The sequence below is a fragment of the Nocardioides sp. genome (assembly GCF_964229035.1).
GTDB lineage: Bacteria > Actinomycetota > Actinomycetes > Propionibacteriales > Nocardioidaceae > Nocardioides.
This window is the reverse complement of sequence record NZ_CAXRAZ010000052.1, coordinates 18,862-43,081: the sequence shown is the minus strand read 5'-3', so window position 1 is coordinate 43,081 and position 24,220 is coordinate 18,862. Positions and strand designations below refer to the sequence as shown.

Sequence of the window (24,220 nt, the reverse complement as noted above, 5' to 3'; positions counted from 1 at the left end):
GACCTCCTTGTCGATAGCGGCGGCGGGGCCTCGTCGGCCCCGCCTCAGCACCCTATGCGGGGCAGCAGGCGCTGGTGCAACCGGACGGGGCCACGTGCCGGATGCACCGGCACGTGGCCCCGTCACAGGGTTTCGTCGGTCGATCAGGGGGCGGTGGGCACCGTGATCTTGCCGTCGATGATCTGCTGCTTGTAGTCGTCGAGCTTCGACTTGATGTCGTCGACCTTGCCACCGCTGGTGGAGTAGCCGACGCCGTCGACCTTGAGGTCGTAGGAGGTGATGCCCGTGGGCACATCGCCGTCGACGACCTTCTGCAGGTAGTTGTAGACCGCCACGTCGACGTTCTTGAGCATCGAGGTGAGGATGACGTCCTTCACCGACGGGTCGGCGGTGTTGTACTGGTCGGAGTCGACGCCGATGGCCAGCTTGTTCGCGGCCTTGGCAGCCTCGAACACACCGGCGCCGGAGCCGCCGGCGGCGTGGTAGACGATGTCGGCGCCGCCGTCGAACATGCCCTCGGCAGCGGTCTTGCCCTTGGCGGGGTCACCGAAGCCGGAGAAGTCGGGGGCCTGGGTCAGGTAGGTGACGTCGACCTTGATGCTGGGGTTGACGGCCTTGGCGCCCGCCTCGTAGCCCGCCTGGAACTTCTGGATGAGCGGGGTCTCGACGCCGCCGACGAAGCCGACCTCGCCGGACTTCGACTTGAGCGCTGCGGCCGCGCCGACCAGGAACGAGCCCTGCTCCTCGGCGAAGACGAGGCTGGCCACGTTGGCGACCTTCTCGTTGGCGCTGTCGTCGATGATGGCGAAGTTGACGTCGGGGTACTCGGCCGCGACCTTGCCCACGGCCGCCGAGTAGGCGAATCCGACGGCGATGATCGGGTTGTAGCCGGCGTCGGCGAAGGTGCGCAGGCGCTCCTCGCGGGCCGACTCCGACTCGCCGTCCTCGGCCTCGGACTCCTGCGAGTCGAGGCCGAACTCCTCCTTGGCCTTGTCGAGGCCGGCGGCGGCGGAGTCGTTGAACGACTGGTCGCCACGGCCGCCGACGTCGTAGGCCATACCGACCTTGACGTCGCTCTTGGCGGCGCCGCCGCCGTCGCTGCCGCCGTCACCGTTGTCGGAGCCGCAGCCCGACAGGGCCAGCATCGCCACCATGGCGGCTGCTGCGAAACGAGCCGTCTTCTTCACGGCCGACCTCCATCTGCTCTGAGTACGCCCGACAGGCTCGCGGGCACTGGCGCTCACCCTAGGGTTCGCAGCGGCGCGTGGGGCGTCCGGCGAGAAGTTTTATCGCGTCGTTACCGGATAGTGACCCGCGAGCGGCCGGATCGGGGCGCCGCGCCGTACGTCGTCCGTTCACCGCGTCGTCACCCACTGGTCGTCACAGGACGACGCAGCGCCGGCTGAGCGGGCCGGCTCAGTCGGCCAGGGTGCGCAGCGCAGCGCCGGCGAGCATGCGCGCGCCGTGACCGATGGCGGACTCGTCGACCTCGAGGTCGCCCTGGTGCAGGTCGTAGCGCGGGCCACCGGGGGCGCGGGTGCCGAGCCGGAACAGCGCCCCGGGCACCTGCTCGAGGTACCACCCGAAGTCCTCGCCGCCGAGGCTCTGCTCGGCCTCGGTGCGGTGCAGCGGGCCGAGCACGCGGTCGGCGGTGGCGGCGAGGATCGCCACGCTGGAAGCGTCGTTGACCACCGGCGGCACGCCCTGCAGGTAGTCGACCGTGGCGGTGACGCCGTAGGGCCGCACGATGTCGAGCACCGCCTCGCGCACCACCGCCTCGCACGACGCCCACGCGCCGGCCTCGAGGATGCGCACGGTGCCGCTCGCCACGCCGTGGTCGGGGATGACGTTGGCGGCCGCGCCCGCGCGGATGACCCCCCACACCACGCTCACGCCGGCGCGGGGGTCCATGCGGCGGCTCAGCACCGACGGCAACTCGGAGATGATCTTGGCGAGGGCGAAGGTGAGGTCCTCGGTGAGGTGCGGGCGCGAGGTGTGCCCGCCGCTGCCCTCGAGCCGCACGTCGACGCGGTCGGCGGCGCTGGTGATCGGACCGCTGCGCAGCGCGACGGCGCCGACGTCGACCGACGGGTCGCAGTGCAGGGCGAAGATGCGGTCGACGCCCTCGAGGGCGCCGTGGCTGATGAGGTGCTTGGCGCCGCCGGGCATGACCTCCTCGGCCGGCTGGAACAGCAGCCGCACGCGTCCGGGCAGCAGCCCGGCGCGGTGCACGTCGGCCAGGGCGAGGCCCGCGCCCACCAGCGCCGAGGTGTGGACGTCGTGCCCGCAGGCGTGCGCGACGCCCGCCACCGAGCTGCGCCACGGGTCGTCGGTGAGGTCGGCGACCGGGAGGGCGTCGAGGTCGGCGCGCAGGGCCACGCGTCGTCCACCCTCGCCGAGGTCGGCCACCACGCCCGATCGCGGGGTGCGGGTGATGGACCACCCGGCCGGCTCGAGCTGCTCGATCACGCGGGCGACGGTGCGCTGCTCGTGCCAGGCGAGCTCGGGGTGGCGGTGGAGGTCGCGGCGCAGCTCCACGAGGTCGTGCTCGTGCTTCTCCACGACGGCAGCGGCGAGTGCCGTCGACTCCTCGACTCCGGTGGGCTCCACCCGCTCAATCTACGCCTGCCACGAGGAGCCGGCGCAGGCGCCGCTCAGCCCTCGTCGTAGGCGGCGAGCAGGCGGTCGGCAGCCAACGGCGCGGTGAGGTCGCCGCCGAGCACCGCCGCGCGCACCTCGGCCTGCACCGCGCGGACGCCGGGGTGGTGGCGCAGCCGCTGGTCGAGCTCGTCGCGCACGAGGGCCCAGGTGAAGTCGAGCTGCTGCTCGGCGCGCTTGCGGGCCAGACCGGCGTGGCCCAGGTGCTCGCGGTGCGTGCCGATCTGCTCCCACACCTCGTCGACGCGCGCTCCGGTGAGGCCCGAGCAGGTGACGACGGGCGGCGCCCACTCGGCGTGGCCGCGCACGAGGCGCAGGGCGCCGGCCAGCTCGCGGGCGGCGCCGCGGGCCTCCATCTCGCGGGCGGGGTCCTCGGGGTCGGCCTTGTTGACCGCGATCACGTCGGCGATCTCGAGGATGCCCTTCTTGATGCCCTGCAGCTGGTCGCCGGTGCGGGCGAGGGTGAGGAACAGGAAGGTGTCGACCATGCCCGCCACGGTCACCTCGCTCTGGCCGACGCCGACGGTCTCGACGAGGACGACGTCGAAGCCGGCCGCCTCGAGCACGGTCATCGCCTGCGCGGTGGCGCGGGCGACGCCGCCGAGGGTGCCGGCCGACGGCGAGGGACGGATGAAGGCACCCGGGTGGGTCGAGAGCGTGGCCATGCGCGTCTTGTCGCCCAGCACCGAGCCGCCGGTGCGCACGCTCGAGGGGTCGACCGCGAGCACGCCGACGCGGTGCCCCGCCTCGACCAGCTGCGTGCCGAGGGACTCGATGAAGGTCGACTTGCCGACGCCCGGCACACCCGAGATGCCGACCCGCGTGGCCAGGGGCGCGGATGCGTCCGTGCCCTCGGCCAGCGTGGTCAGCAGCTCCCGAGCAGCCTCACGGTGTCGGGGTGCGGTGGACTCGACGAGGGTGATGGCACGCGCCACCTGGGCCCTGCGGCCCTCCCGGATCCCCTCGACGAGCGCAGCGACGTCCACGCCCGCGCGCTCAGTGACCGAGCTCGGCGCGGAGCTTGGCCAGCAGGTCGAGCGCCGACTCGGCGATGACCGTGCCGGGCAGGAACACCGCGGCGGCGCCCATCTGCTTCAACGTCGGCACGTCGTCGGGCGGGATGACGCCACCGATGACGACCATGATGTCGTCACGGCCCTGCTCGGCCAGCGCCTGCTTGAGCGCCGGGAGCAGGGTGAGGTGGCCGGCGGCCAGCGAGCTGACACCGACGATGTGCACGTCGGCGTCGATCGCCTGCTGCGCGACCTCCTCGGGCGTCGAGAACAGCGGGCCCACGTCGACGTCGAAGCCCATGTCGGCGAAGGCCGACACGACGACCTTCTGGCCGCGGTCGTGGCCGTCCTGGCCCATCTTGGCCACGAGGATGCGCGGGCGGCGTCCCTCGGCCTCGGCGAACTCGTCGGTGGCGTCGCGCACCTGGCCCAGCAGGGTGTCTCCGGCTTCGTTGGCCTCGTCGCGGTACACGCCCGAGATCGTACGGATCACCGCCTGGTGGCGGCCGTAGACCTTCTCGAGCGCGAGCGAGATCTCACCCACGGTGGCCTTGGCGCGCGCGGCGTCGACGGCCAGGGCGAGCAGGTTGCCGTCGAGCGATCCGCCGCCGGCACCGCCGCGCTCGGCGGAGTTGGTGAGCGCCTCGAGTGCGGCGTCCACCTGGTTCTGGTCGCGCTCGGCGCGCAGGCGCTCGAGCTTGGCGATCTGCTGGCGGTAGACCTCGTCGTTGTCGACCTTGAGGACGTCGAGCTTGTCCTCGGCGGCGAGGCGGAAGGTGTTGACGCCGATGACCTTCTGGGCGCCGGAGTCGATGCGCGCCTGGGTGCGGGCGGCCGCCTCCTCGATGCGCATCTTCGGGATGCCCTGCTCGATGGCGGCGGCCATGCCGCCGGCGGCCTCGGCCTCGGTGATGTGCGCCCACGCGCGCTCGGCGAGGTCGTGGGTGAGCTTCTCGACGTAGTAGGAGCCGGCCCACGGGTCGATCGAGTAGGTGGTGCCGCTCTCCTGCTGCAGCAGCAGCTGGGTGTTGCGGGCGATGCGGGCCGAGAAGTCGGTGGGCAGCGCGATCGCCTCGTCGAGGGCGTTGGTGTGCAGCGACTGGGTGTGGCCCTGGGTGGCGGCCATCGCCTCGATGCAGGTGCGGCCGACGTTGTTGAAGACGTCCTGCGCGGTGAGCGACCAGCCGGAGGTCTGGCTGTGGGTGCGCAGCGAGAGCGACTTCGGGTTCTGCGGGTCGAACTGGCGCACCAGCCGGCTCCACAGCGCCCGGGCCGCGCGCATCTTCGCGACCTCCCTGTAGAAGTTCATGCCGATCGCCCAGAAGAACGACAGGCGCGGCGCGAACTGGTCGATCGTGAGGCCCGACTCGAGGCCCGCGCGGATGTACTCCACGCCGTCGGCCAGGGTGTAGGCGAGCTCGAGGTCCGCGGTCGCGCCGGCCTCCTGCATGTGGTAACCGGAGATCGAGATCGAGTTGAAGCGCGGCATCCGCTGGCTGGTGAAGGCGAAGATGTCGGAGATGATCCGCATCGACGGCGCCGGCGGGTAGATGTAGGTGTTGCGGACCATGAACTCCTTGAGGATGTCGTTCTGGATGGTCCCCGACAGCTGCTCCGGCGTCACCCCCTGCTCCTCGGCAGCGGCGATGTAGAGCGCGAGCACCGGCAGTACGGCGCCGTTCATGGTCATCGACACCGACATCTGGTCGAGCGGGATGCCGTCGAACAGGGTGCGGGTGTCGTAGATCGAGTCGATCGCCACGCCGGCCATGCCGACGTCGCCGCGCACGCGCGGGTGGTCGGAGTCGTAGCCGCGGTGGGTGGCGAGGTCGAAGGCCACCGAGAGGCCCTTCTGACCGGCCGCGAGGTTGCGGCGGTAGAAGGCGTTGGACTCCTCCGCGGTGGAGAAACCGGCGTACTGCCGGATCGTCCACGGCTGGGTCGTGTACATCGTGGGGTACGGCCCGCGCAGGAACGGGCTCAGGCCCGGCAGCGTGTCGAGACCGTCCAGGCCGGCGAGGTCGTCGGGGCCGTAACCGCCCTTGACCTCGATGCCCTCGGGGCTGCGCCAGGTCTCGCCGCCGGCCGGCGTGGACGCCGTGCGGGCACTCTCGCCGATCAGCGGCAGGCCGGAGAAACTCTTCGGAACGCTCATGCCAGGGCCTCCCGGGTGCGGTTGAGGAACGCGAGGGCGTCGACGCCCATCGCGGCACTGTCGTCGACGTAGTCGCTCGCCTTGCCGGCCACGATCACGCGGGTCGCGCCCGCCTCGCGGAGGGCGGAGGCGACCTCGGCGCCCCGCTCCTCGTAGGCGGCGTCGGTGCCCGCCAGGCACACCACGGGCGGCGCGCCGGCGGCGGTGTAGGCCGCCACGACGTCGTCCACGGCCGAGGTGGGGCCGGCCTGCTCGACGGCGATGCCGCCGGCAGCGAACAGGTTGGAGATGAACGTGGCGCGGGCCGTGTGCTGGGCGATCGTGCCGAGCGTGGCGAGGAACACCGGTCGCTCGGCGGGGGCGTCGCGCAGGGCCTCGAAGGCGGCGCCGTAGCGGCGGACGCGGTCGTTGAGCGGGTCGGCGGCGCGCTCGGGCAGCGTCTCGGCGAGGTTCGGGAACTCGCTGACGCCGGTGAGGGGGCGCTTGCGCTTCGCGATGTCGGCGTCGCGGCGGGCCACGACGTCGGCGATGCGGGCCAGGAACGGCGCGAGGTCGCGCGAGCCGTCGGCCCACTCCTCCTCGAGCCGGCCGAACTCCGCCCAGCCGGCCTCCGCGAGGTCTCCGGTGAGCTGCTCGACGGCGTAGGAGCCGCCGGCGGGGTCGGCGACGACGGCCACGTGCGACTCGTCGATGAGCAGGTGGCTCACGTTGCGGGCGATGCGGCGACCGAAGCCCTCGGGGCGGCCGTTGGCGCTGTCGAAGGGCAGCACGGTGACGGCGTCCGCGCCTCCGACGCCGGCGGCGAAGGCCGCCACGGTGCCGCGGAGCATGTTCACGTAGGGGTCGTACTTGCTGAGCATCGGGCGGCTCGTCGTGGCGTGCTGGCGCTGGGCCGGCGCGTCGTCCAGACCGCTGAGCTCGAGCACCCGCGCCCACAGCACGCGCGCGGCACGCAGCTTGGCGATCGTCGGGAACTGCTCGTCGGTGGCGGCGTAGCGGAACTCGATGAGCCCGGCCGCCTCGGCCACCGAGAAGCCGGCGTCCACGAGCTCGCGCAGGTAGCTCACGCCCGCGGCGATGGACCAGCCGAGCTCCTGGGCGTCGCTGGCGCCGAGGTCGTGGGCGGCGGTGGCGTCGACCACGATCGCGCGGACGTCCTGCTGGCGGGCGGTGCGGGCCAGGGCGACGAGGTCGAGCGCAGGAGCGCTGATCTCGCGCAGCGCAGCGCCGAGCGGGTCGGCGCCGAGGTTGGAGTCGGGGTGCTTGGCACCCGGGAGGGCCAGGAAGGCCTCGGCCACCGCCGCCGTGGCCGTGGGCGCCTCGAGGACGACGGGGGCCAGGTCGAGCAGCACGCTAGCGAGCGTGGCAGCCAGATCGGTGTCGGCGTCGGCCGCGACCCACAGGCTGGTGACGCCGCCCTCGAGGTCGACGAGCGCCTCCTCGTTGGCCGTCTTCTCGCTGCCCGCCGGGTGGGCGACGAGCGCGCGGATGTCCCACGCGCCCTCGCGCGCCGGGCGCACCGGGGCGGCCTCACCGCCGGGCAGGCCGAGCGGGGTGATGCCGATGCCGTCGAGCGTGGTGCGGGTCAGCTTGTCCCACACGGCGTCGTCGGGGTCGGTCTCGCCGAGACGGCGCGACTTGCGCAGGACGGCGGCGGTGGCGGCCTCCCAGTCGGCGCGCGTGTGCGCGTCCTCGGGTTGCGCCAGCGTGAGGGGCGAGTCGGTCACGAGAGCAAAGGGTAACCGTGACACCACTGGTGTCACCGGCGCGCGCCCACTCTCCGAGCCGACGACACGCAAGCGATCTAGTCTGCGGCCGTGAAGGTGCGCGATCCCGAGGGTCAGGTGTGGCGGGTCACCCGCCGCTGGGTGCCGTGGCGCTGGCGGCGGCGCCGCCCCGGCATCGACCTGGCCGATCTCAGCCTGGGCGAGGACCTCTTCTCCTTCGTGATCTTCCTCGTGCTGGCGATCCTCGTGGTGCCCCTGCTGGGCGCACTGATCATCGGCGTCCTCGAGGGGCTGCTGCTGCTGGCCCTCGTGCCGGTGCTCGCCGTGGTGCGCATCGTCTTCGGGCGCCACTGGTGGGTCGAGGCACGTCGCGGCTTCCGCCCCTACTGGGAGACCGAGGCCGGAGCGTGGGTCGAGTCGAAGACCGTCATCCGCGACACCGCCCACCGCATCGAGCGCGGGGACCCGCCCCCGCATACCCTCGGGCTGCCGCCGGCGGAGGGCGGGACGGGCGCCGAGGGCGAGGCGGACGACCCCGACGCGAAGGCTCGCTAGTCCGTCTCGGGGCGCGAGCGCCACGCGCGGTTCGCCCGTTCGTCACCTCGACCATGCACACGCGCAACATCGGCCCACCAGGCTCGGGCCATGCGCATCGTCCTGGTCACCGAAAGCTTCTACCCGGCCGTCGACAGCACCACCACCACGCTCAAGGCGGTGGTCGACCGCCTCGTCGACCTCGGGCACGACGTCCGCATCATCGCTCCCGGGCCGGGTCTGGCCACCTACCGCGGCTGCGACGTCGTGCGGGTGCGACCGCTCGAGCCCACGGGCGCCCAGGTGCGCGAGGCGATCGCCTCCTTCTCCCCCGACCTCGTGCAGGCCCACTCGCCGCGCGCGGTCGGCCGCAAGGCCCTCAAGCACGCTCGCCGGCTCGGGGTGCGCACGCTCGTGGTGGAGCAGTCGCCGGTGCTCGACCTCGCTGCGGACTACTGGCGCGCCAAGGTCGCCGAGCGCGCGGACGACGTGCTCGTCACCGCTCCCTGGATGGTCGAGCGGGCCGCCGAGTTGGGCGTGCGCGCCTCCCTGTGGGCTCCCGGCGTCGACACCGACGCCTTCACCCCCGCCCTGCGCGACCAGTGGCTGCACGGGTCGTGGTCGCGCAAGGGCGAGCAGGTGGTCGTCGGCTACCTCGGCGGACTCCACCGCTCGGCCAACGTGCGGCGCCTCGCCGAGCTCACCGCGGTGGACGGCGCCCGCCTCGTCGTCATCGGAGCCGGACCCGAGCGCGAGTGGCTGGCCCGACGCATGCCCGGCGCCCGCTTCACCGGCCCGCTGAGCACCGGCGACCTCACCGTCGCGCTGCCCACCCTCGACGTCCTCGTGCACCCGGGCGAGCACGAGACCGACTGCCACGCGCTGCGCGAGGCGGCCGCAGCGGGCGTGCCGGTGGTGGCCCCGCGCGCCGGCGGCGCGCGCGACGTCGTCCGCCACCTCGAGACGGGCGTGCTCTACGACCCCGCCGACCAGCGCGACCTCGTGCGCGCGGTCGGTGCGGTGGTGGCCGACCGACACCGCCGACTGCTCGGCGAGGCCGCCCGCGAGCACGCGCTCACCCGCACGTGGGACGACGCCGTGGCCGAGCTGCTCGAGCGCCACCTGTCGCCGCTGGCCTCCGCCCGCGCCTGAGCCCGCGCCGGGCGCGTCTCGCGGGCCGTCCGGCAGCCGTCGCCGGCGGGGCAGCGAGGTGATATCCATGCACCATGATGCTGCGCCAGCTGGAGTACCTCGTGGCGCTCGCCCAGGAGGGGCACTTCGGGCGTGCGGCGCAGGCCTGTCACGTCACGCAGCCGGCCCTCTCGGCGGGCATCCGCAAGCTCGAGTCCGAGCTCGGGGTGCGCGTCGTGCGACGCGGGCAGCGCTTCGAGGGGTTCACCCCCGAGGGTGCGGAGGTGCTCACCTGGGCCCAGCGGATGCTCGCCGAGCGCACCTCCCTCACGCAGACGCTCGACTCGATGCGCGACGGCCTCTCCGGCACCCTGCGCATCGGCGCCATCCCCACCGCGCTGAGCATGTCCGCGCTGTTGACCGGGAGGGTGCGCCAGGAGCACCCGCTCGTCCGCTTCCGCATCGAGTCGTCGACCTCGCGCGAGATCGTGCGCCGCGTCAACGACTACGAGATCGACGCCGGGCTCACCTACATCGACGGTGAGCCGCTCGGCACCGTCCGCACGGTGCCGCTCTACCGCGAGCGCTACCTCCTGCTCTCCCCCGCCCCGGAGGGTGCAGCCGAGGCCGACGCCGCACCCGGCGTCGACGACGAGCCCGCCACGTGGGAGGAGGCCGCGGCCTCGCCGCTGTGCCTGCTCACCCCCGACATGCAGAACCGCCGCATCCTCGAGGGCCACCTCACCGAGGCGGGCGGGCCCGTCGACGTGATCGTCGAGGCCGACACCATCTCCGCCATCTACGCCCACGTCGTGGCGATGGGCCTCAGCAGCGTCGTGGCGCACACCTGGGTGGCCACCCTCGGGATCCCTGCAGGCATGAGGGTGCGCCGCCTGCCCGACCCTAAGCGCGGGGTGCACGTCGGCATCGTGCTCGCCGGCCAGGGGCCCGAGCCGCTGCTGGCCCGCGCACTCGTGGACGCCGTCCGCGATCTCGACCTCGACGGGCTGCTGAAGCCGGCGGTGGATCCCCTCGGCGCACCGCTGGGGTGACACCCTCCTCGGCAGTCACCCTGCTCGGCCGGCACCCGAGTTGGAGGACCGCGCGACGATAGATGCCGGTGATGGCGGCATGAGCAGCACTTCTTTGACCGACGTCACACCGGCTGCCTACGTTGGCAGGCGATCTCGGGCGCCATGGCGCCTCTCGGAGCACTGGCGAAAGGTGGGCGCATGGCCGCGCTGTCATTCCTCGATCGGGGACGCTCGGTGGCGAAGCCGGGCCACAGCAGGTGGCTCGTGCCACCCGCAGCCCTGGCGATCCACCTGTGCATCGGCCAGGTGTACGCCACCAGCGTCTACAAGGACGCACTGGTCGACCACTTCGACACCAGCCTCACCGCGGTCGGCCTGATCTTCTCGATCGCCATCGTCGCGCTCGGCCTCTCGGCGGCGGTGTTCGGCACGTGGGTCGACCGGGTCGGCCCACGCCGCACGATGTTCGCCTCGGCCTGCTGCTGGGGCGCCGGCTTCCTCGTGGCCGCCGCCGGCATCGGACTCGAGCAGATCTGGCTGGTGTACCTCGGCTACGGCGTGATCGGCGGCATCGGCCTCGGCCTCGGCTACATCTCGCCGGTCTCCACCCTCATCAAGTGGTTCCCCGACCGCCCCGGCCTGGCCACCGGCATGGCGATCATGGGCTTCGGCGGCGGCGCGATGGTCGCCGCACCGCTCTCGCGCGAGCTGCTCGCCCGCTTCGGCGGCGCCGCCCCCGACGGCGACGCCGTGATGAAGCTTTTCCTCACCCTCGGCGTCGCCTACTTCATCGTGATGATGTTCGGCGTCTTCACCGTGCGGGTGCCCGCCCCCGGGTGGACGCCGGCCGGTTTCGACCCCTCCACGGTGGCGGCGAAGCCGATGGTCACCACCGCCAACGTGTCGGCGGCCAACGCCATTCGCACGCCGCAGTTCTGGCTGCTGTGGGTGGTGCTGCTGTGCAACGTCACCGCCGGCATCGGCATCCTCGAGCAGTCGGCCGAAATGATCCAGGACTTCTTCCGCAGCGCCGCCGACCCCGCGAACTCGGGCGTCACCGCGGCGGTGGCCGCCGGCTTCGTCGGCCTGCTGTCGCTGGCCAACATGGGCGGGCGCATCGTGTGGTCGAGCACCTCGGACCGCATCGGGCGTCGCAACACCTACGTGATGTACCTCGGCGTCGGCATCGTCCTCTACGTGCTGCTCGCCACCGTCGGCTCCAGCTCCACCGCGCTCTTCGTCGTGCTGTGCGCCGTCATCATCAGCTACTACGGCGGCGGCTTCGCCACCGTGCCGGCCTACCTGCGCGACCTGTTCGGCACCTACCAGGTGGGCGCCATCCACGGTCGCCTGCTGACCGCCTGGTCGACCGCCGGCGTGCTCGGGCCCCTCATCGTCAACGGCGTGCTCGACTCCCGCACCGGCGTCGAGATCCCGGACGCCGAGACCGGCGGCACCGCCCGCGTCCTGCTCGCCGACGACTACCGCGTCGCGCTGCTCATCATGGTCGGCGTGCTCGCGGTGGGCTTCGTGGCCAACCTGCTCATCCGCCCCGTCGACGCCCGCTTCCACGAGACCTCGCCGGTCACCGACGCCGCCGACGGCGCCACCGCCCCGGCCACCCGCTGAAGGAGCCGCATCATGAGCACCTCCCCCACGCCCTCGCACGACGCCCAGCACACGACGACCACCCCCGCCCGCAACCAGGCCCCGCTCGTCGCGGGCGCCTGGGCGGTCGTCGCCGTCCCGCTCGCCTACGGGCTCTACAACGCGGTCAAGGCCGCCACCCAGCTCTTCACCGGCTGAGCGAGCGAGGGACGCACGCCCCGCGGGACTAGCCGCGAGGGGCCTCGCGCCGCTCCTGCAGGCGCGCCTGCGCCTCGGGCAGGTACGCCAGGCAGGGCGCCTCCGCCTCGGGGTGGCGGGCGGTGAGGTGCAGGATCCAGCGGTCCATCGCCGCCAGGTACCCGTTGTCCTCACCGCGCCGTTTCGTGCTCCACGCACGGGTGCCCGTGCCGGGCCTCGGGACCTCGCACTCGGTGCAGGAGATCGTGTAGACGAACGAGTCGTCGGCATCGACGTCGATGCGCACGCTCGCCAGCCCGCCGGCGTCGACGCCGGCCTTCCTCTGACGGGCGGAGCGGCTGGCGGGCACGGGTGAACCTCTCGGGCGGGCGGACGACGGGTCCTCAGCCTAGGCGGCCGATCCGCCCGTACCCCCACGCCCGTCGAACGGGGCTGCTCAGGACGGCTCGGAGCGGATCAGGACAGGTCGATGCGCTGCGCGCCCGCGTAGACGTTCATCGACTCACCGCGCAGGAAGCCCACGAGCGTGAGCCCGAGCTCCTCGGCCAGCTCGACGGCGAGCGAGGAGGGCGCCGACACCGCCGCGAGTGCCGGGATGCCGGCCAGCGCCGCCTTCTGCACCAGCTCGAAGGACGCTCGCGAGCTCACCATGAGCACCGTCTCGCGCAGTGGCAGCAGCCCCGAGCGGGCGGCGTGGCCGATCACCTTGTCGACGGCGTTGTGGCGACCGACGTCCTCGCGGGCGGCGATGAGGCGGCCCTCGGAGTCGAACAGGCCGGCGGCGTGGATGCCTCCGGTGCGGTCGAACACCTGCTGCGCGCGCCGCAGGGCGGTCGGCAGCACGGCGAGTCGCTCGGGGGTCAGGCGCAGCGGGTCGTCGTCCACGGCCCACGTGGTGGTGGCGCGCACGGCGTCGAGGCTGGCCTTGCCGCACAGCCCGCACGAGGAGGTCGTGTAGAAATTGCGCTCCACCGACGCATCGGGCGGGGTCACGTGGGGGGCGAGGGTGACGTCGACGACGTTGTAGGTGTTCGTGCCGTCGGCCGTGGCTCCGGCGCAGTAGCGGGCGGCCAGCACGTCGTCCGCGCTGCGCACCACGCCCTCCCCCACCAGGAAGCCGACGGCGAGGTCGAAGTCGTCGCCGGGGGTGCGCATGGTGATCGTGAGCGGGCGTCCGCCCACCCGGATCTCCATGGGCTCCTCCACCGCTAGGGTGTCGGGACGCCGGTCGACACCGCCCTCGCGGATGCGGAGCACCGGACGCCGAGCCGTCACGCGCCCCATCGCTCAGCCCGCCCGCTTCTCGAGCCGCACGATGACGCCCTTGGAGGTGGGCGTGTTGCTGACGTCGGCAACGCTGTCGAGCGGCACGAGCACGTTGGTCTCGGGGTAGTAGGACGCCGCCGAGCCCCGCGCCGCCGGGTAGGCGACCACGCGGAAGCCCTCCGCGCGACGCTCGCGGCCGTCGGTCCACACGCTGACGAGGTCGACCAGGTCGCGGTCGGCGAGGCCGAGCTGCGCGAGGTCGTCGGGGTTGACCAACACCACGTGCCGCCCGCCGTGGATGCCGCGGTAGCGGTCGTCGAGGGCGTAGGGGATGGTGTTCCACTGGTCGTGCGAGCGCAGGCTCTGCAGCACCAGGTGGCCCTCGGGCGCCTCGATGGTCTCCATCGGGTTGCAGGTGAGCACGGCCTTGCCCTGCGGGGTGGTCCAGCGGCGCTCGTCCACCGGGCTCGGCAGGCGGAAGCCGCCGGGCTCGGCCAGGCGCTCGTTGAACCGCTCGAACCCGGGGACGACGCGCGCCACGCTCTCGCGGATGCGTCCGTAGTCGCGGGTGAAGTCCTCCCACGGCACCGGGTGCTCGGGGCCGAGCACGAGGCGCGCGAGGCGGCACAGGATCGCGACCTCGCTCAGCAGGTGCTCGGACGCCGGCTCCAGGCGCCCGCGCGAGGCGTGCACCTGGCTCATGGAGTCCTCGACCGTGACCTCCTGCTCGCCGCTCTCCTGCACGTCGCGGTCGCTGCGGCCGAGCGTGGGCAGGATCAGCGCGGTGGTGCCGGTGACGGTGTGCGAGCGGTTGAGTTTGGTGGAGATCTGCACGGTGAGGTCGAGCTTGCGCAGGGCCTCCTCGGTGACGTCGCTGTCGCTCATGGCGCGCACGAAGTTGCCGGCCACGCCGACGAAGATCCTGGCCCTGCCGTCGGCCATGGCGCGGACGGCGTCCACGGAGTCGACGCCGTGCTCCCGCGGCACGTCGATGGCGAACTCGTGCTCGAGGGCCGAGAGGAACCACTCGGGCATCTGCTCCCAGATGCCCATCGTGCGGTCGCCCTGCACGTTGCTGTGGCCGCGCACCGGACACACGCCCGCACCGGGCCGGCCGATGTTGCCGCGCAGGAGCAGGAAGTTGACGATCTCGCGGATCGTGGGCACGCCGTGCTTGTGCTGGGTCAGGCCCATCGCCCAGCACACGATGATCTTCTTCGACTCCAGCACCATGGCCAGGGTCTGCTCGATCTCCTCGCGGGTCAGGCCGGTGGCGGCGAGCACGTCGTCCCACTCCACCTCGCGCAGATGCGCCTGGAGCTCGGCGAGGCCGATCGTGTGCTCGTCGAGGAACTGGCGGTCGAGCACGGTGCCGGGGGCGGCGTCCTCGGCCTCGAGGAGCAGCCGGTTGAGCATCTGGAAGAGCGCCAGGTCGCCACCCGGGCGGATCTTGAGGAAGTGGTCGGCGATCGCGGTGCCGCGACCGATGACCCCGCGCGGCTTCTGCGGGTTCTTGAATCGCTTGAGGCCGGCCTCGGGCAGCGGGTTGACCGCCACGATGCGCCCGCCGTTGCGCTTGGTGTGCTCGAGCGCGGTGAGCATGCGGGGGTGGTTGGTGCCGGGGTTCTGCCCCACGACGAAGATGAGGTCGGCCTCGTAGATGTCGTCGAGGGTCACCGTGCCCTTGCCGACGCCGAGCGTCTCGCCCAGGCCCGCACCGCTGGACTCGTGGCACATGTTCGAGCAGTCGGGCAGGTTGTTGGTGCCGAAGGACCGGGCGAGCAGTTGGAGCACGAACGCGCCCTCGTTGCTCAGGCGCCCCGAGGTGTAGAAGATCGCCTCGTCCGGGCTGGCCAGTCCCCGCATCTCGTCGGCCAGGAGGCCGAGGGCCTCGTCCCAGCCGAGCGGCTCGTAGTGGGTGGCGCCCGGGCGCAGCACCATCGGCTCGGTGAGGCGCCCCTGCTGGTTGAGCCACATGTCGCTCTGCGTGGCGAGCTCGGCCACCGAGTGGCGGGCGAAGAACTCGCGCGTCACGCGCTTGGTGGTGGCCTCGTCGCTGACGTGCTTGGCGCCGTTCTCGCAGTACTCGTTGGTGGTGCGGTGGCCCGGCTCCGGCCAGGCGCACCCGGGGCAGTCGATGCCGTCGACCTGGTTGAGGTTGAGCAGCGTGAGCGCCGTGCGCTTGGGCCCGGCGGTGGGCAGCGCGTACTCCATCGCATGCGCGACCGCGGGCACGCCGGCGGCCCACTCCTTCGGCTCACCGACCTTCAGCTTCTCCTCGAGGGCGGGCAGCGGTGCCTCGGCGGGTGAGGAGGCATCGGGCGAGGCGTCGGGGGTGGCCATGCTTCGAGACTGCCTCGCCCCTGGTGAGGCGTCAAAGAACCTTCGCGGATGGGTCGATAGGCGGCCGCGATCGCAGCAGGCCGAAACCGGTCCTACGAACGGGCTGCACCTAAGGTTCCCCTAACGGACATATGTCACATGATCCGCGTCACCTACTCCTCGGTAGCGCAGGTACCGTTGGTCCTTGTGGCAACGACGACGCGTCCCGAACTGATCAAGGGCTCCCGAGCAGCCCGCTCCACCATCGCCTTGAAGCTCACGATGGCGGTCAGCGGCCTGCTGTTCATCGGCTTCGTGCTGGGGCACATGTACGGCAACCTCAAGGCCTTCGGCGGCGAGGAGAAGTTCAACGAGTACGCCGAGCACCTGCGCACCCTCGGCGAGCCGCTGCTCCCCTACTCCGGCCTGCTGTGGATCATCCGCGTCGGCCTGATCGCGGCCCTCGTCGTCCACGTCACCAGCGCGGTGCTCCTCACCCGCCGCGCTGCCGCCGCGCGCCCGGTGAAGTACGCCGTCAAGCGCAACGTCGGCACCTCGCTCTCCTCGCGCACCATGCGCTGGGGCGGACTGACCCTGCTGGTCTTCATCGTCTGGCACCTGCTCAACTTCACGATCACCAAGATCGACGTGAGCAACGGCGCGACGGGCGTGGACAACCCCTACCAGCTGATGGTGTCCAACTTCGAGGTCTGGTGGCTCACCGTCATCTACCTCGTGGCGATGCTCGCGCTCGCCTTCCACCTGCACCACGGCACGTTCAGCTCCCTGCAGACGCTCGGGCTGACCAACTCCGCGACCGCACGAGCCCGAGCCCGCGCTGCCGGCTGGGTCGTGGCCATCGTCGTCGCGGGCGGGTTCTCGCTCATCCCGCTCTCCGTCCTCACCGGCATCATCGAGAAGTAAGGAGCACCCCTCATGGCAGGCAGCACCCTCCACGACGGACTCACCCCGCTGAACCAGGCGCCGGAGCAGAAGTCCGACGACGCCCGCGGCTACTACACCCCCGGTGAGAAGATCGTCGACGCCGCAGCCCCCACCGGCCCGATCGCCGACCGCTGGACGACGCGCAAGTTCGAGAACCGCCTGGTCAACCCGGCCAACCGTCGCAAGCTCGACATCATCATCGTCGGCACCGGCCTGGCCGGCGGCGCCGCCGCCGCCACGCTCGGCGAGGCCGGCTACAACGTGAAGTCCTTCTGTTACCAGGACTCGCCCCGCCGCGCCCACTCGATCGCCGCCCAGGGCGGCATCAACGCGGCCAAGAACTACAAGGAGGACGGCGACTCCGTCTTCCGCCTCTTCTACGACACCGTCAAGGGCGGCGACTACCGCAGCCGCGAGTCGAACGTGTACCGCCTCGCCGAGGTCAGCACGAACATCATCGACCAGTGCGTGGCCCAGGGCGTGCCCTTCGCCCGCGAGTACGGCGGCCTGCTCGACAACCGCTCGTTCGGCGGCGTGCAGGTCTCGCGCACCTTCTACGCCCGCGGCCAGACGGGCCAGCAGCTGCTGCTCGGCGCCTACCAGGCCATGGAGCGCCAGGTGGCGGCCGGCACGGTGCAGCAGTTCACCCGCCACGAGATGCTCGAGCTGATCGTCGTCGACGGCAAGGCCCGCGGCATCATCGCCCGCGACCTCGTCAGCGGCGAGATCGAGACTCACCTGGCCGACGTCGTCGTCCTCGCCTCGGGCGGCTACGGCAACGTGTTCTACCTCTCGACCAACGCGATGGGCTCCAACGTCACCGCCGCGTGGCGCGCGCACCGCAAGGGCGCCTACATGGCCAACCCCTGCTACACGCAGATCCACCCCACCTGCATCCCGGTCTCCGGCGAGCACCAGTCGAAGCTCACGCTCATGTCCGAGTCGCTGCGCAACGACGGTCGCATCTGGGTGCCGAAGAACAAGGAGGACTGCACCAAGGACCCCCGCGACATCCCCGAGGAGGACCGCGACTACTACCTGGAGCGGATCTACCCCTCCTTCGGCAACCTGGTGCCCCGCGACATCGCCTCGCGCCAGGCGAAGAACGTCTGCGACGAGGGTCGCGGCGTGGGCCCGATGGTCGGCGACTTCCGTCGCGGCGTCTACCTCGACTTCTCCGACGCCATCAAGCGTCTGGGCGAGGACGCCGTGCGCGAGAAGTACGACAACCTCTTCGACATGTACGAGCGCATCACGGGTGAGAACCCCTACGAGGTGCCGATGCGCATCTACCCCGCCGTGCACTACGTGATGGGCGGCCTGTGGGTCGACTACCACCTGCAGTCGAACATCCCCGGCCTGTTCGTCACCGGCGAGGCCAACTTCTCCGACCACGGCGCGAACCGCCTCGGCGCCTCGGCCCTCATGCAGGGTCTGGCCGACGGCTACTTCGTGCTTCCGAACACCATCCGCGACTACCTCGCCGACGGCCCGTTCGAGAAGGTCGACGAGGGCCACCCGGCCGTCGTCGAGGCCCAGCAGGCGGTGCAGAACCGCGTGGAGAAGTTCCTGTCGATCAACGGCACCCGCTCGGTCGACTCCTACCACCGCGAGCTCGGCCACATCATGTGGGAGTACTGCGGCATGGAGCGCACCGAGGCCGGCCTGCGCAAGGCGATCGACATGATCCGCGAGCTCAAGGCCGACTTCTGGACCAACGTGCGCGTGCTCGGCGCGGCCGACACCCTCAACCAGAGCCTCGAGAAGGCCGGCCGCGTGGCCGACTTCATCGAGCTGGGCGAGCTCATGTGCATCGACGCCCTGAACCGGCGCGAGTCCTGCGGCGGCCACTTCCGCGCCGAGTCGCAGACCGACGACGGCGAGGCGCTGCGCCACGACGACGAGTTCGCCTATGTGGCGGCCTGGGAGTGGGGCGGCGACGAGGGCCAGCCCGTCCTCCACAAGGAGGATCTGATCTACACCGCCATCGAGATGAAGCAGAGGTCGTACAAGTGAGCGCCGGCAGCATGAACCTGACCCTCAAGATCTGGCGTCAGGCCGGTCCGGAGGCCCAGGGCGGCCTGCACACCTACCAGGTGTCCGGGATCTCCGAGGACATGAGCTTCCTGGAGATGCTCGACATCCTCAACGAGCAGCTCAACGAGCAGGGCGAGGAGCCCGTCGCCTTCGAGCACGACTGTCGCGAGGGCATCTGCGGCTCGTGCTCGCTGATGATCAACGGCCAGGCCCACGGTCCCGAGGTCACCACCACCTGCCAGCTGCACATGCGCTCGTTCAAGGACGGCGACACCATCACCGTCGAGCCGTGGCGCGCGGCCCCGTTCCCGGTGGTCAAGGACCTCGTGGTCGACCGCTCGGCGTTCGACCGCATCATCCAGGCCGGCGGCTTCATCTCCGCCAACACCGGCTCGGCGCCCGAGGCCAACTCGGTGCCGGCGCCGCGTGACAAGGCGATGCGCTCGTTCAACATGGCCACCTGCATCGGCTGCGGCGCCTGCGTGGCGTCGTGCCCCAACGGCTCGGCCTCGCTGTTCCTCGGCGCGAAGATCACCCACCTCGGTGAGCTGCCGCAGGGCCAGCCCGAGCGTTACTCGCGCGTGGTCGACATGGTCGGCCAGCACGACCACGAGGGCTTCGGCGGTTGCACCAACATCGGCGCCTGCGCGCAGGCGTGCCCGAAGGGCATCCCGCTCGACGTCATCTCGCAGCTCAACAAGGACCTGCGCACCGCGCTGAAGCAGGGTCTCTGACCCCGCTCCCGTCCGCACGCCGCGGCCCGGTTCGTCTCCACGAGCCGGGCCGCGGCGCTTTTCGAACGCCCGACGGCGCCCCGGCCGAGGTCTGGCAGCATGACCTCCCGTGGCGGTGGTGACGGGCTTCAGGTCGGCGGCGACCTGGGTGCAGGAGCAGCACCACCAGCTGCACATGCAGCGCTGGATGCTCGACTTCGACGAGGCCGAGGCGGAGGAGGACTTCCGCGCCTACGACGACCTCATGGGGCTCGCCCAGGCGTGGTTCGCCCTCGCCATCGCGCTGCTCCTCGACGTCGGCTACGGCGTGGTCGACGTCCTCCTCCTGGACGACGGCCTGGCGGAGGCCCTGCTCGTGCGCGCCGGCGCGGCGGCCCTGATCGTGGTCTCCGGCCTCGTGATGGCCCGCTCCACGACCGTGAGCCGACACCCCCAGTTCGCGAGCTTCCTGCTCCTCACGTTCCTGCTGCTCTGGCTCGGCACCGGGCTCGGGCTGGCCGCCGACTTCCCACTGGAGTACCTGCGCACCTCCTGCACGATCACCCTGCTCGGTGCCGTCGGCCTGCTGCGCCTGCGCATGCACGCCGCCCTCGGCATGGCCGGCGCCTACGTGGTGGTGTGCCTGACCCTGCCGGGCACCGGCGGACTGGGCCGCGACCCCGGCGTGATCGCCGCCGAGGTGACGCCGGTGCTGGGCCTGGCGGCGATCGCCGTCCTCGTGGCCTACGCGCTCGAGCGGGTGCGGCGCACCGAGTTCGAGCGCCAGCGCGAGGTCGAGATCGAGCAGGCGCGCAGCGACGAGCTGCTCCACAACGTGCTGCCCGTGGCGATCGCGAGCCGGCTGCGCACCGCGCAGGGCACGATCGCGGAGTCGGCCGAGGAGGTGAGCGTGCTGTTCTCCGACATCGTCGGCTTCACCGCGATCGCCGAGCACCTGCCCGCCGAACGTCTCGTCGGGCTGCTCGACACGATGTTCCGCGAGTTCGACGCCCTGTGCGATCGGCGGGGCGTGGAGAAGATCAAGACCGTCGGCGACGCCTACATGGCCGTCGCCGGCCTCCCGACCCCGGACGCCGACCACGCGTCGTCCTTGGCCGAGCTCGCACTCGACATGCAGCGCGCCTCCGCCCGCCTCGCGCGCGACTGGCCGGGCCCGATCGCGATGCGCATCGGCATCGCGAGCGGTCCGGTGGTCGCCGGCGTGATCGGGCGGCGCAAGTTCACCTACGACCTGTGGGGCGACACGGTCAACACCGCCAGCCGCATGGAGTCGCACGGGCGCCCGCACCGCATCCAGGTGTCCGAGCGCACCCACGAGCTGCTGGCCGACCGCTACGCCTTCAGCGACCCCCAGCAGGTCGAGGTCAAGGGCAAGGGACCGATGACGACCTACTTCCTGCTCGGCCGCATGCCCCTGTGAACCCCGGTCGGGCCGTCCCTACCGCTCCTGGTAGCCGCGCCCGCTGTGGACGTCGGCCTTGCCCTCGGCGATCTGACCGAGCATCGCGTTGTAGGCGTTGAGCTCGGCGTCGCCGTCGCGGTCGGCGGCACGGTCGCGGCGACGGGCCTCGCGCTGGTCCGAGCGCCACCACTGCAGCAGCAGCACGATGATGACCATCACCATCGGCACCTCGCCGAGCGCCCAGTTCATCGCCCCGGCGAGATTCTGGTCGTCGAGCAGGCTGTCGATCCACGGCACGTCGAGCAGGCGGTAGTACTGCTCGCCGATGATGCGGTCCGAGCCCATCACCGTGACCGAGAAGAAGGCGTGGAACGGCATGCTCACGAGCAGCATCAGCAGGCGCCCGACGTAGGTGAGCCGGTGGCCCGGTCCCTCGCCGATCAGCACCTCGAAGAACAGCAGCCCGGCGAGCAGGAAGTGCACCTCCATCGCCACGTGGCCGAGGTGGTTGCGCATGAGGGCGTCGAATAGGCCGTCGCTCAGGTAGACCACCCACAGGCTGCCGATGAGCAGCAGCGAGGCCGTGACGGGGTTCATGAACACCTTGGCCACGCGGGAGTCGAGCACCCCGGCGAGGAGCTGACGCGGCCCGGTGCCGCCCGGCACGTCGCTGCCTGGCAGCGCCCGCAGGGCCAGCTGGATCGGGCGTCCGCTCACCAGGAAGATCGGCGCGACCATCGACAGCGCCATGTGGCTGGCCATGTGGGCGCTGAAGGCGACCTTGGCGTAGACACCGAGGCCGCCCATCGTGGCGTAGGCGACCACGAGGATGCCGGCGAACCACAGCACCGTGCGCCCGACCGGCCACGCGTCGCCACGGCGCCGCAGGGTGCGCAGCCCGGCGATGTAGGCGGCAGAGCCCAGCAGCACCACGAGCATCCCGAGCCCGGAGGGGGTGAAGGAGAACAGCAGGCGTCCGAGCGTCGGCTCGGGGGGCACCGCGCCGCCGATCAGGCTCTGCGCGGCTGTGGGGTAGAGCGAGTCGGGCACGGGCGGGGGCGTGCGGCTCAGCGCCACGCCGAGCCCGATGGCCGTGGCCATCACGATCACCTCGAGGCCGGTGAGGCGCAGGAGGAGGGCGGCGTCCTGCACGGGCGCGGCGATGACGCGCCGGCGCAGCTGCAGGGCGACCAGGCCGACGAGCGTGACCAGGACCAGCTTCACGCCCGCTGCCGCGCCGTAGGCCGAGGCGAGGCCGTCGACGCCGCCGGTGCGCACGAGGGTGCCGATGACGCCGGAGATCACCACGGCGGCCAGGCACCAGCTGGCGATGCCGGAGAAGCGGTGGAGCGCACGCTCGCGCATCTTGCGCGACAGCGCCAGGTGCCACCACAGCGCCACCACGCCGCCGACCCAGATGACCGCGGCGATCACGTGCACCACGACGCCGATGACGGCCGTGTCGTGGTTGCCGGCGCCCGCGGCGTGGCCGGTGAGCAGGGGCGGCACGACCGCGGCCAGGGCGAGCACCAGCAGCGCCAGCACCGACCGGGTGAGCAGCACCCAGCGCGAGACGACGACGAGCGCGAGCACCAGCCCCGCCTGGACGAGCAGGGACTTCGCCTGGTCAGCGGTGGTGAGGAAGCCCCGCAGCTCGGTCCAGCCGACCTGGCTCAGCGGCACGGCGAACTGGTCGGAGTAGGTGAGCACGATCTGCGCGAGCACCGCCACGAACCAGCCGAGGGCCAGCAGCCGCACGCTGCGCAGACCGCGGAAGGCCGAGGCGCCGACCTCGTCGCCGATGCGTCGCATGGTGAGCGGGGTGACCAGGAGTCCGCCGATCACGGCCACGGCCAGGAGGTCGGCGGCCAGCCGTACGGCGGGGAGCCCCCACCCGACGACCGGGCCGGGGTCGGGCAGGCCCGCGATGGGCTCCTGGGGGCCCCCACCGCCGAGCGCCAGCAGCAGGACGGCGGCCGCCGCCGAGGTCGCGACGGCGACCAGCGCGACCACGGGGTCGCGACGCACCCCCGCACCGGCGGGCTCAGGGGCCGGGGCCGTCTCCTGCTGCTGGTCGACACTCATGCGCGCTGCCTCCTACTGAACCAGAAGAGTCCGCCGGCGACGACGAACAGGGCGATGCCGACCCCCACCTGCACCTCGCCGATGCCGGAGTCGTCGTCGGTGGTGGCCGAGGTCGGGCGCACGGCCGCCGACTCCGGCTCGCTGCCGGTCGACGCACCAGCGCTCGGTGCTGTGCTCGGCGCGGTGCTGGGGCTCGCGCTCGGGGCCGTGCTGGCCCCGGCGCTCGGCGAGGCCGAGGCGGTGGAACCGCCCGCGACGGTGAAGGAGAACTGGCCGGTGACCGGGTGGCCGTCGGCCGACACCGCACGGAAGGCCACCTGGTAGCGGCCCGCGAGGCCGGGGTCGTCAACGGCGACGCTGACCTCCGCCCCCTTCACCGCGACCTCGCCCGCATCGACGCGCTGGTCGTCGGGGTCCTTGACGACGAGGTAGGCCGGAGCGCTCATGTCCTCGCTGAACTCCAGCGCGATGCGGGCCGGCAGCGCGTCGAGGCGGGCGCCGTCCTCGGGGTCGGAGCCCAGGAGGGCGGCATGGGCCGAGGCCGGCTGCGCCCAGCCGAGCGCAAGGACGCCGACGAGCGCGGCGAGCAGGACCGACGCCGCAGCGAGCGGGCGTCGTCCACGGGGGGTGGTGGCCCCGACGGGGGCGGTGATCACGGGGGCGGTCACAGGAGGGTCTCCCAGTAGCTCCAGAACTGCACGAGGGCGAGCACGATGACGAGCACGTACGCGCCGAGGACGATGAGGAAGCGAAGGTCCCACAGCAGCTCGACGGCTGCGGACGAGGGACGGTGCGCGCGGGCGGCGAGCAGGGTGGTCCACACGAAGATCGGGATCGTCACCGACCACACGACCAGGCACCACGGGCAGAGCGCGCCGATCGAGTAGAGGCTCTGCGAGATCAGCCACGCCACGAACGCCAGGCCGAGGGTGCCGCCGACGGCGAGGCCGTCGAGCACCCAGCGCGGCAGCCGCACCTGCGAGGCGAGCAGCACCCCCAGCGTGAGGACGACGCTGAACGCGCCGATCCCGAGGAAGGGGTTCGGGAAGCCGAAGGCACGGGCCTGCTCGGTGACCATGACCGAGCCGCAGGACAGCAGCGGCGAGAGGTCGCAGGAGAGCCGGTGGTTGGGGTCCTCCAGCAGCTTCACGCGCTCGACAGCGAGGGTGAAGGCCGCCGCGAGCCCGATGGCCGCCCAGACGGCGAGGGCGATGCCGCTGGTGCGCGGCACCGGCGCGGCCTCGGAGCCGTCCGGGTCGACGTCGTCGTCCGGTCCGAGATCGTCGGGGTCGAGGTCGGCTCGGTCCAGGACCTCCACGTCCTCCTCCTTGCTGGCGGGCCGGGTGATGTCGCCTGCGCTCATCGGGGCCC

The 24,220-nt window shown here is 72.0% G+C and carries 20 protein-coding genes; 9 read left to right on the top strand and 11 right to left on the bottom strand.

Going from position 1 to position 24,220, the window contains the following annotated elements; translation table 11 throughout:
- Positions 1–143: 143 nt before the first annotated feature.
- The 5 genes from ACERUN_RS15900 to ACERUN_RS15880 form a co-directional block, all read right to left on the bottom strand.
- Positions 144–1,187 carry a BMP family protein gene (locus ACERUN_RS15900; RefSeq protein WP_370291010.1) on the bottom strand — a complete coding sequence of 348 codons (1,044 nt, stop codon included), beginning with the start codon at positions 1,185–1,187 and terminating at the stop codon, positions 144–146.
- A gap of 229 nt (positions 1,188–1,416) precedes the next feature.
- Positions 1,417–2,610, bottom strand: coding sequence for an amidohydrolase (locus ACERUN_RS15895; RefSeq protein ID WP_370291009.1), 1,194 nt, complete (start codon positions 2,608–2,610; stop codon positions 1,417–1,419).
- A 44-nt stretch (positions 2,611–2,654) separates the two neighbouring features.
- On the bottom strand, positions 2,655–3,644 hold the full coding sequence (gene meaB / locus ACERUN_RS15890; protein WP_370291008.1) for a methylmalonyl Co-A mutase-associated GTPase MeaB: 990 nt from the start codon (positions 3,642–3,644) through the stop codon (positions 2,655–2,657).
- A 10-nt stretch (positions 3,645–3,654) separates the two neighbouring features.
- Positions 3,655–5,826, bottom strand: a complete 2,172-nt coding sequence (gene scpA, locus ACERUN_RS15885) for a methylmalonyl-CoA mutase (RefSeq protein ID WP_370291007.1) — start codon at positions 5,824–5,826, stop codon at positions 3,655–3,657.
- Entirely contained in the window at positions 5,823–7,553 is a 1,731-nt protein-coding gene (locus ACERUN_RS15880) for a methylmalonyl-CoA mutase family protein (RefSeq protein ID WP_370291006.1), read from the bottom strand. Before ACERUN_RS15880 ends, scpA begins: the two co-directional genes overlap by 4 nt.
- A gap of 90 nt (positions 7,554–7,643) precedes the next feature.
- On the opposite strand from ACERUN_RS15880, the gene ACERUN_RS15875 reads away from it, so the two are divergent.
- The 5 genes from ACERUN_RS15875 to ACERUN_RS15855 all read left to right on the top strand — a co-directional run bounded on the left by ACERUN_RS15875 (position 7,644) and on the right by ACERUN_RS15855 (position 12,058).
- The gene (locus ACERUN_RS15875; RefSeq protein ID WP_370291005.1) at positions 7,644–8,108 is read left to right on the top strand and encodes a hypothetical protein; all 465 of its coding nucleotides are present in this window, start codon (positions 7,644–7,646) and stop codon (positions 8,106–8,108) included.
- Positions 8,109–8,198: 90 nt separating this feature from the next.
- Positions 8,199–9,239: a glycosyltransferase gene (locus ACERUN_RS15870; protein ID WP_370291004.1), complete on the top strand. Its 1,041-nt coding sequence runs from the start codon at positions 8,199–8,201 to the stop codon at positions 9,237–9,239.
- Positions 9,240–9,313: 74 nt separating this feature from the next.
- Positions 9,314–10,270, top strand: a complete 957-nt coding sequence (locus ACERUN_RS15865) for a LysR family transcriptional regulator (RefSeq protein ID WP_370291003.1) — start codon at positions 9,314–9,316, stop codon at positions 10,268–10,270.
- 180 nt (positions 10,271–10,450) lie between these two features.
- On the top strand, positions 10,451–11,881 hold the full coding sequence (locus ACERUN_RS15860; RefSeq protein WP_370291002.1) for an OFA family MFS transporter: 1,431 nt from the start codon (positions 10,451–10,453) through the stop codon (positions 11,879–11,881).
- 12 nt (positions 11,882–11,893) lie between these two features.
- Complete coding sequence (locus ACERUN_RS15855; RefSeq protein WP_370291001.1) at positions 11,894–12,058, top strand: hypothetical protein; 165 nt, start codon at positions 11,894–11,896, stop codon at positions 12,056–12,058.
- A gap of 28 nt (positions 12,059–12,086) precedes the next feature.
- Here ACERUN_RS15855 and ACERUN_RS15850 read toward each other — a convergent pair whose 3' ends face one another.
- The 3 genes from ACERUN_RS15850 to ACERUN_RS15840 all read right to left on the bottom strand — a co-directional run bounded on the left by ACERUN_RS15850 (position 12,087) and on the right by ACERUN_RS15840 (position 15,667).
- Complete coding sequence (locus ACERUN_RS15850) at positions 12,087–12,407, bottom strand: hypothetical protein (protein ID WP_370291000.1); 321 nt, start codon at positions 12,405–12,407, stop codon at positions 12,087–12,089.
- Positions 12,408–12,514: 107 nt separating this feature from the next.
- Positions 12,515–13,342 (bottom strand): formate dehydrogenase accessory sulfurtransferase FdhD, encoded by an 828-nt coding sequence (gene fdhD / locus ACERUN_RS15845; RefSeq protein ID WP_370290999.1) that lies wholly within the window; start codon positions 13,340–13,342, stop codon positions 12,515–12,517.
- A gap of 3 nt (positions 13,343–13,345) precedes the next feature.
- Entirely contained in the window at positions 13,346–15,667 is a 2,322-nt protein-coding gene (locus tag ACERUN_RS15840; protein ID WP_370290998.1) for an FdhF/YdeP family oxidoreductase, read from the bottom strand.
- Between the two features lie 186 nt (positions 15,668–15,853).
- Here ACERUN_RS15840 and ACERUN_RS15835 point away from each other — a divergent pair, with 186 nt between their 5' ends.
- The 4 genes from ACERUN_RS15835 (at position 15,854) to ACERUN_RS15820 (ending at position 20,782) form a co-directional block, all read left to right on the top strand.
- Positions 15,854–16,570, top strand: coding sequence for a succinate dehydrogenase cytochrome b subunit (locus ACERUN_RS15835; RefSeq protein WP_370290997.1), 717 nt, complete (start codon positions 15,854–15,856; stop codon positions 16,568–16,570).
- A 12-nt stretch (positions 16,571–16,582) separates the two neighbouring features.
- Complete coding sequence (locus ACERUN_RS15830; RefSeq protein ID WP_370290996.1) at positions 16,583–18,607, top strand: fumarate reductase/succinate dehydrogenase flavoprotein subunit; 2,025 nt, start codon at positions 16,583–16,585, stop codon at positions 18,605–18,607.
- An 11-nt stretch (positions 18,608–18,618) separates the two neighbouring features.
- The gene (locus ACERUN_RS15825) at positions 18,619–19,362 is read left to right on the top strand and encodes a succinate dehydrogenase/fumarate reductase iron-sulfur subunit (RefSeq protein WP_370291040.1); all 744 of its coding nucleotides are present in this window, start codon (positions 18,619–18,621) and stop codon (positions 19,360–19,362) included.
- 118 nt (positions 19,363–19,480) lie between these two features.
- Positions 19,481–20,782 carry an adenylate/guanylate cyclase domain-containing protein gene (locus ACERUN_RS15820; RefSeq protein ID WP_372740699.1) on the top strand — a complete coding sequence of 434 codons (1,302 nt, stop codon included), beginning with the start codon at positions 19,481–19,483 and terminating at the stop codon, positions 20,780–20,782.
- Between the two features lie 18 nt (positions 20,783–20,800).
- On the opposite strand, the gene ACERUN_RS15815 is transcribed toward ACERUN_RS15820, so the two are convergent.
- Genes ACERUN_RS15815 through ACERUN_RS15805 form a run of 3 tightly spaced genes read right to left on the bottom strand, consistent with a single transcriptional unit; the run spans position 20,801 to position 24,212 of the window.
- The gene (locus tag ACERUN_RS15815) at positions 20,801–22,849 is read right to left on the bottom strand and encodes a cytochrome c oxidase assembly protein (RefSeq protein WP_370290994.1); all 2,049 of its coding nucleotides are present in this window, start codon (positions 22,847–22,849) and stop codon (positions 20,801–20,803) included.
- Positions 22,846–23,517, bottom strand: a complete 672-nt coding sequence (locus ACERUN_RS15810; RefSeq protein WP_370290993.1) for a copper resistance protein CopC — start codon at positions 23,515–23,517, stop codon at positions 22,846–22,848. Before ACERUN_RS15810 ends, ACERUN_RS15815 begins: the two co-directional genes overlap by 4 nt.
- Positions 23,514–24,212, bottom strand: a complete 699-nt coding sequence (locus tag ACERUN_RS15805; RefSeq protein WP_370290992.1) for a vitamin K epoxide reductase family protein — start codon at positions 24,210–24,212, stop codon at positions 23,514–23,516. The genes ACERUN_RS15810 and ACERUN_RS15805 overlap by 4 nt, the downstream gene beginning before the upstream one ends.
- Between the last annotated feature and the right edge of the window lie 8 nt (positions 24,213–24,220).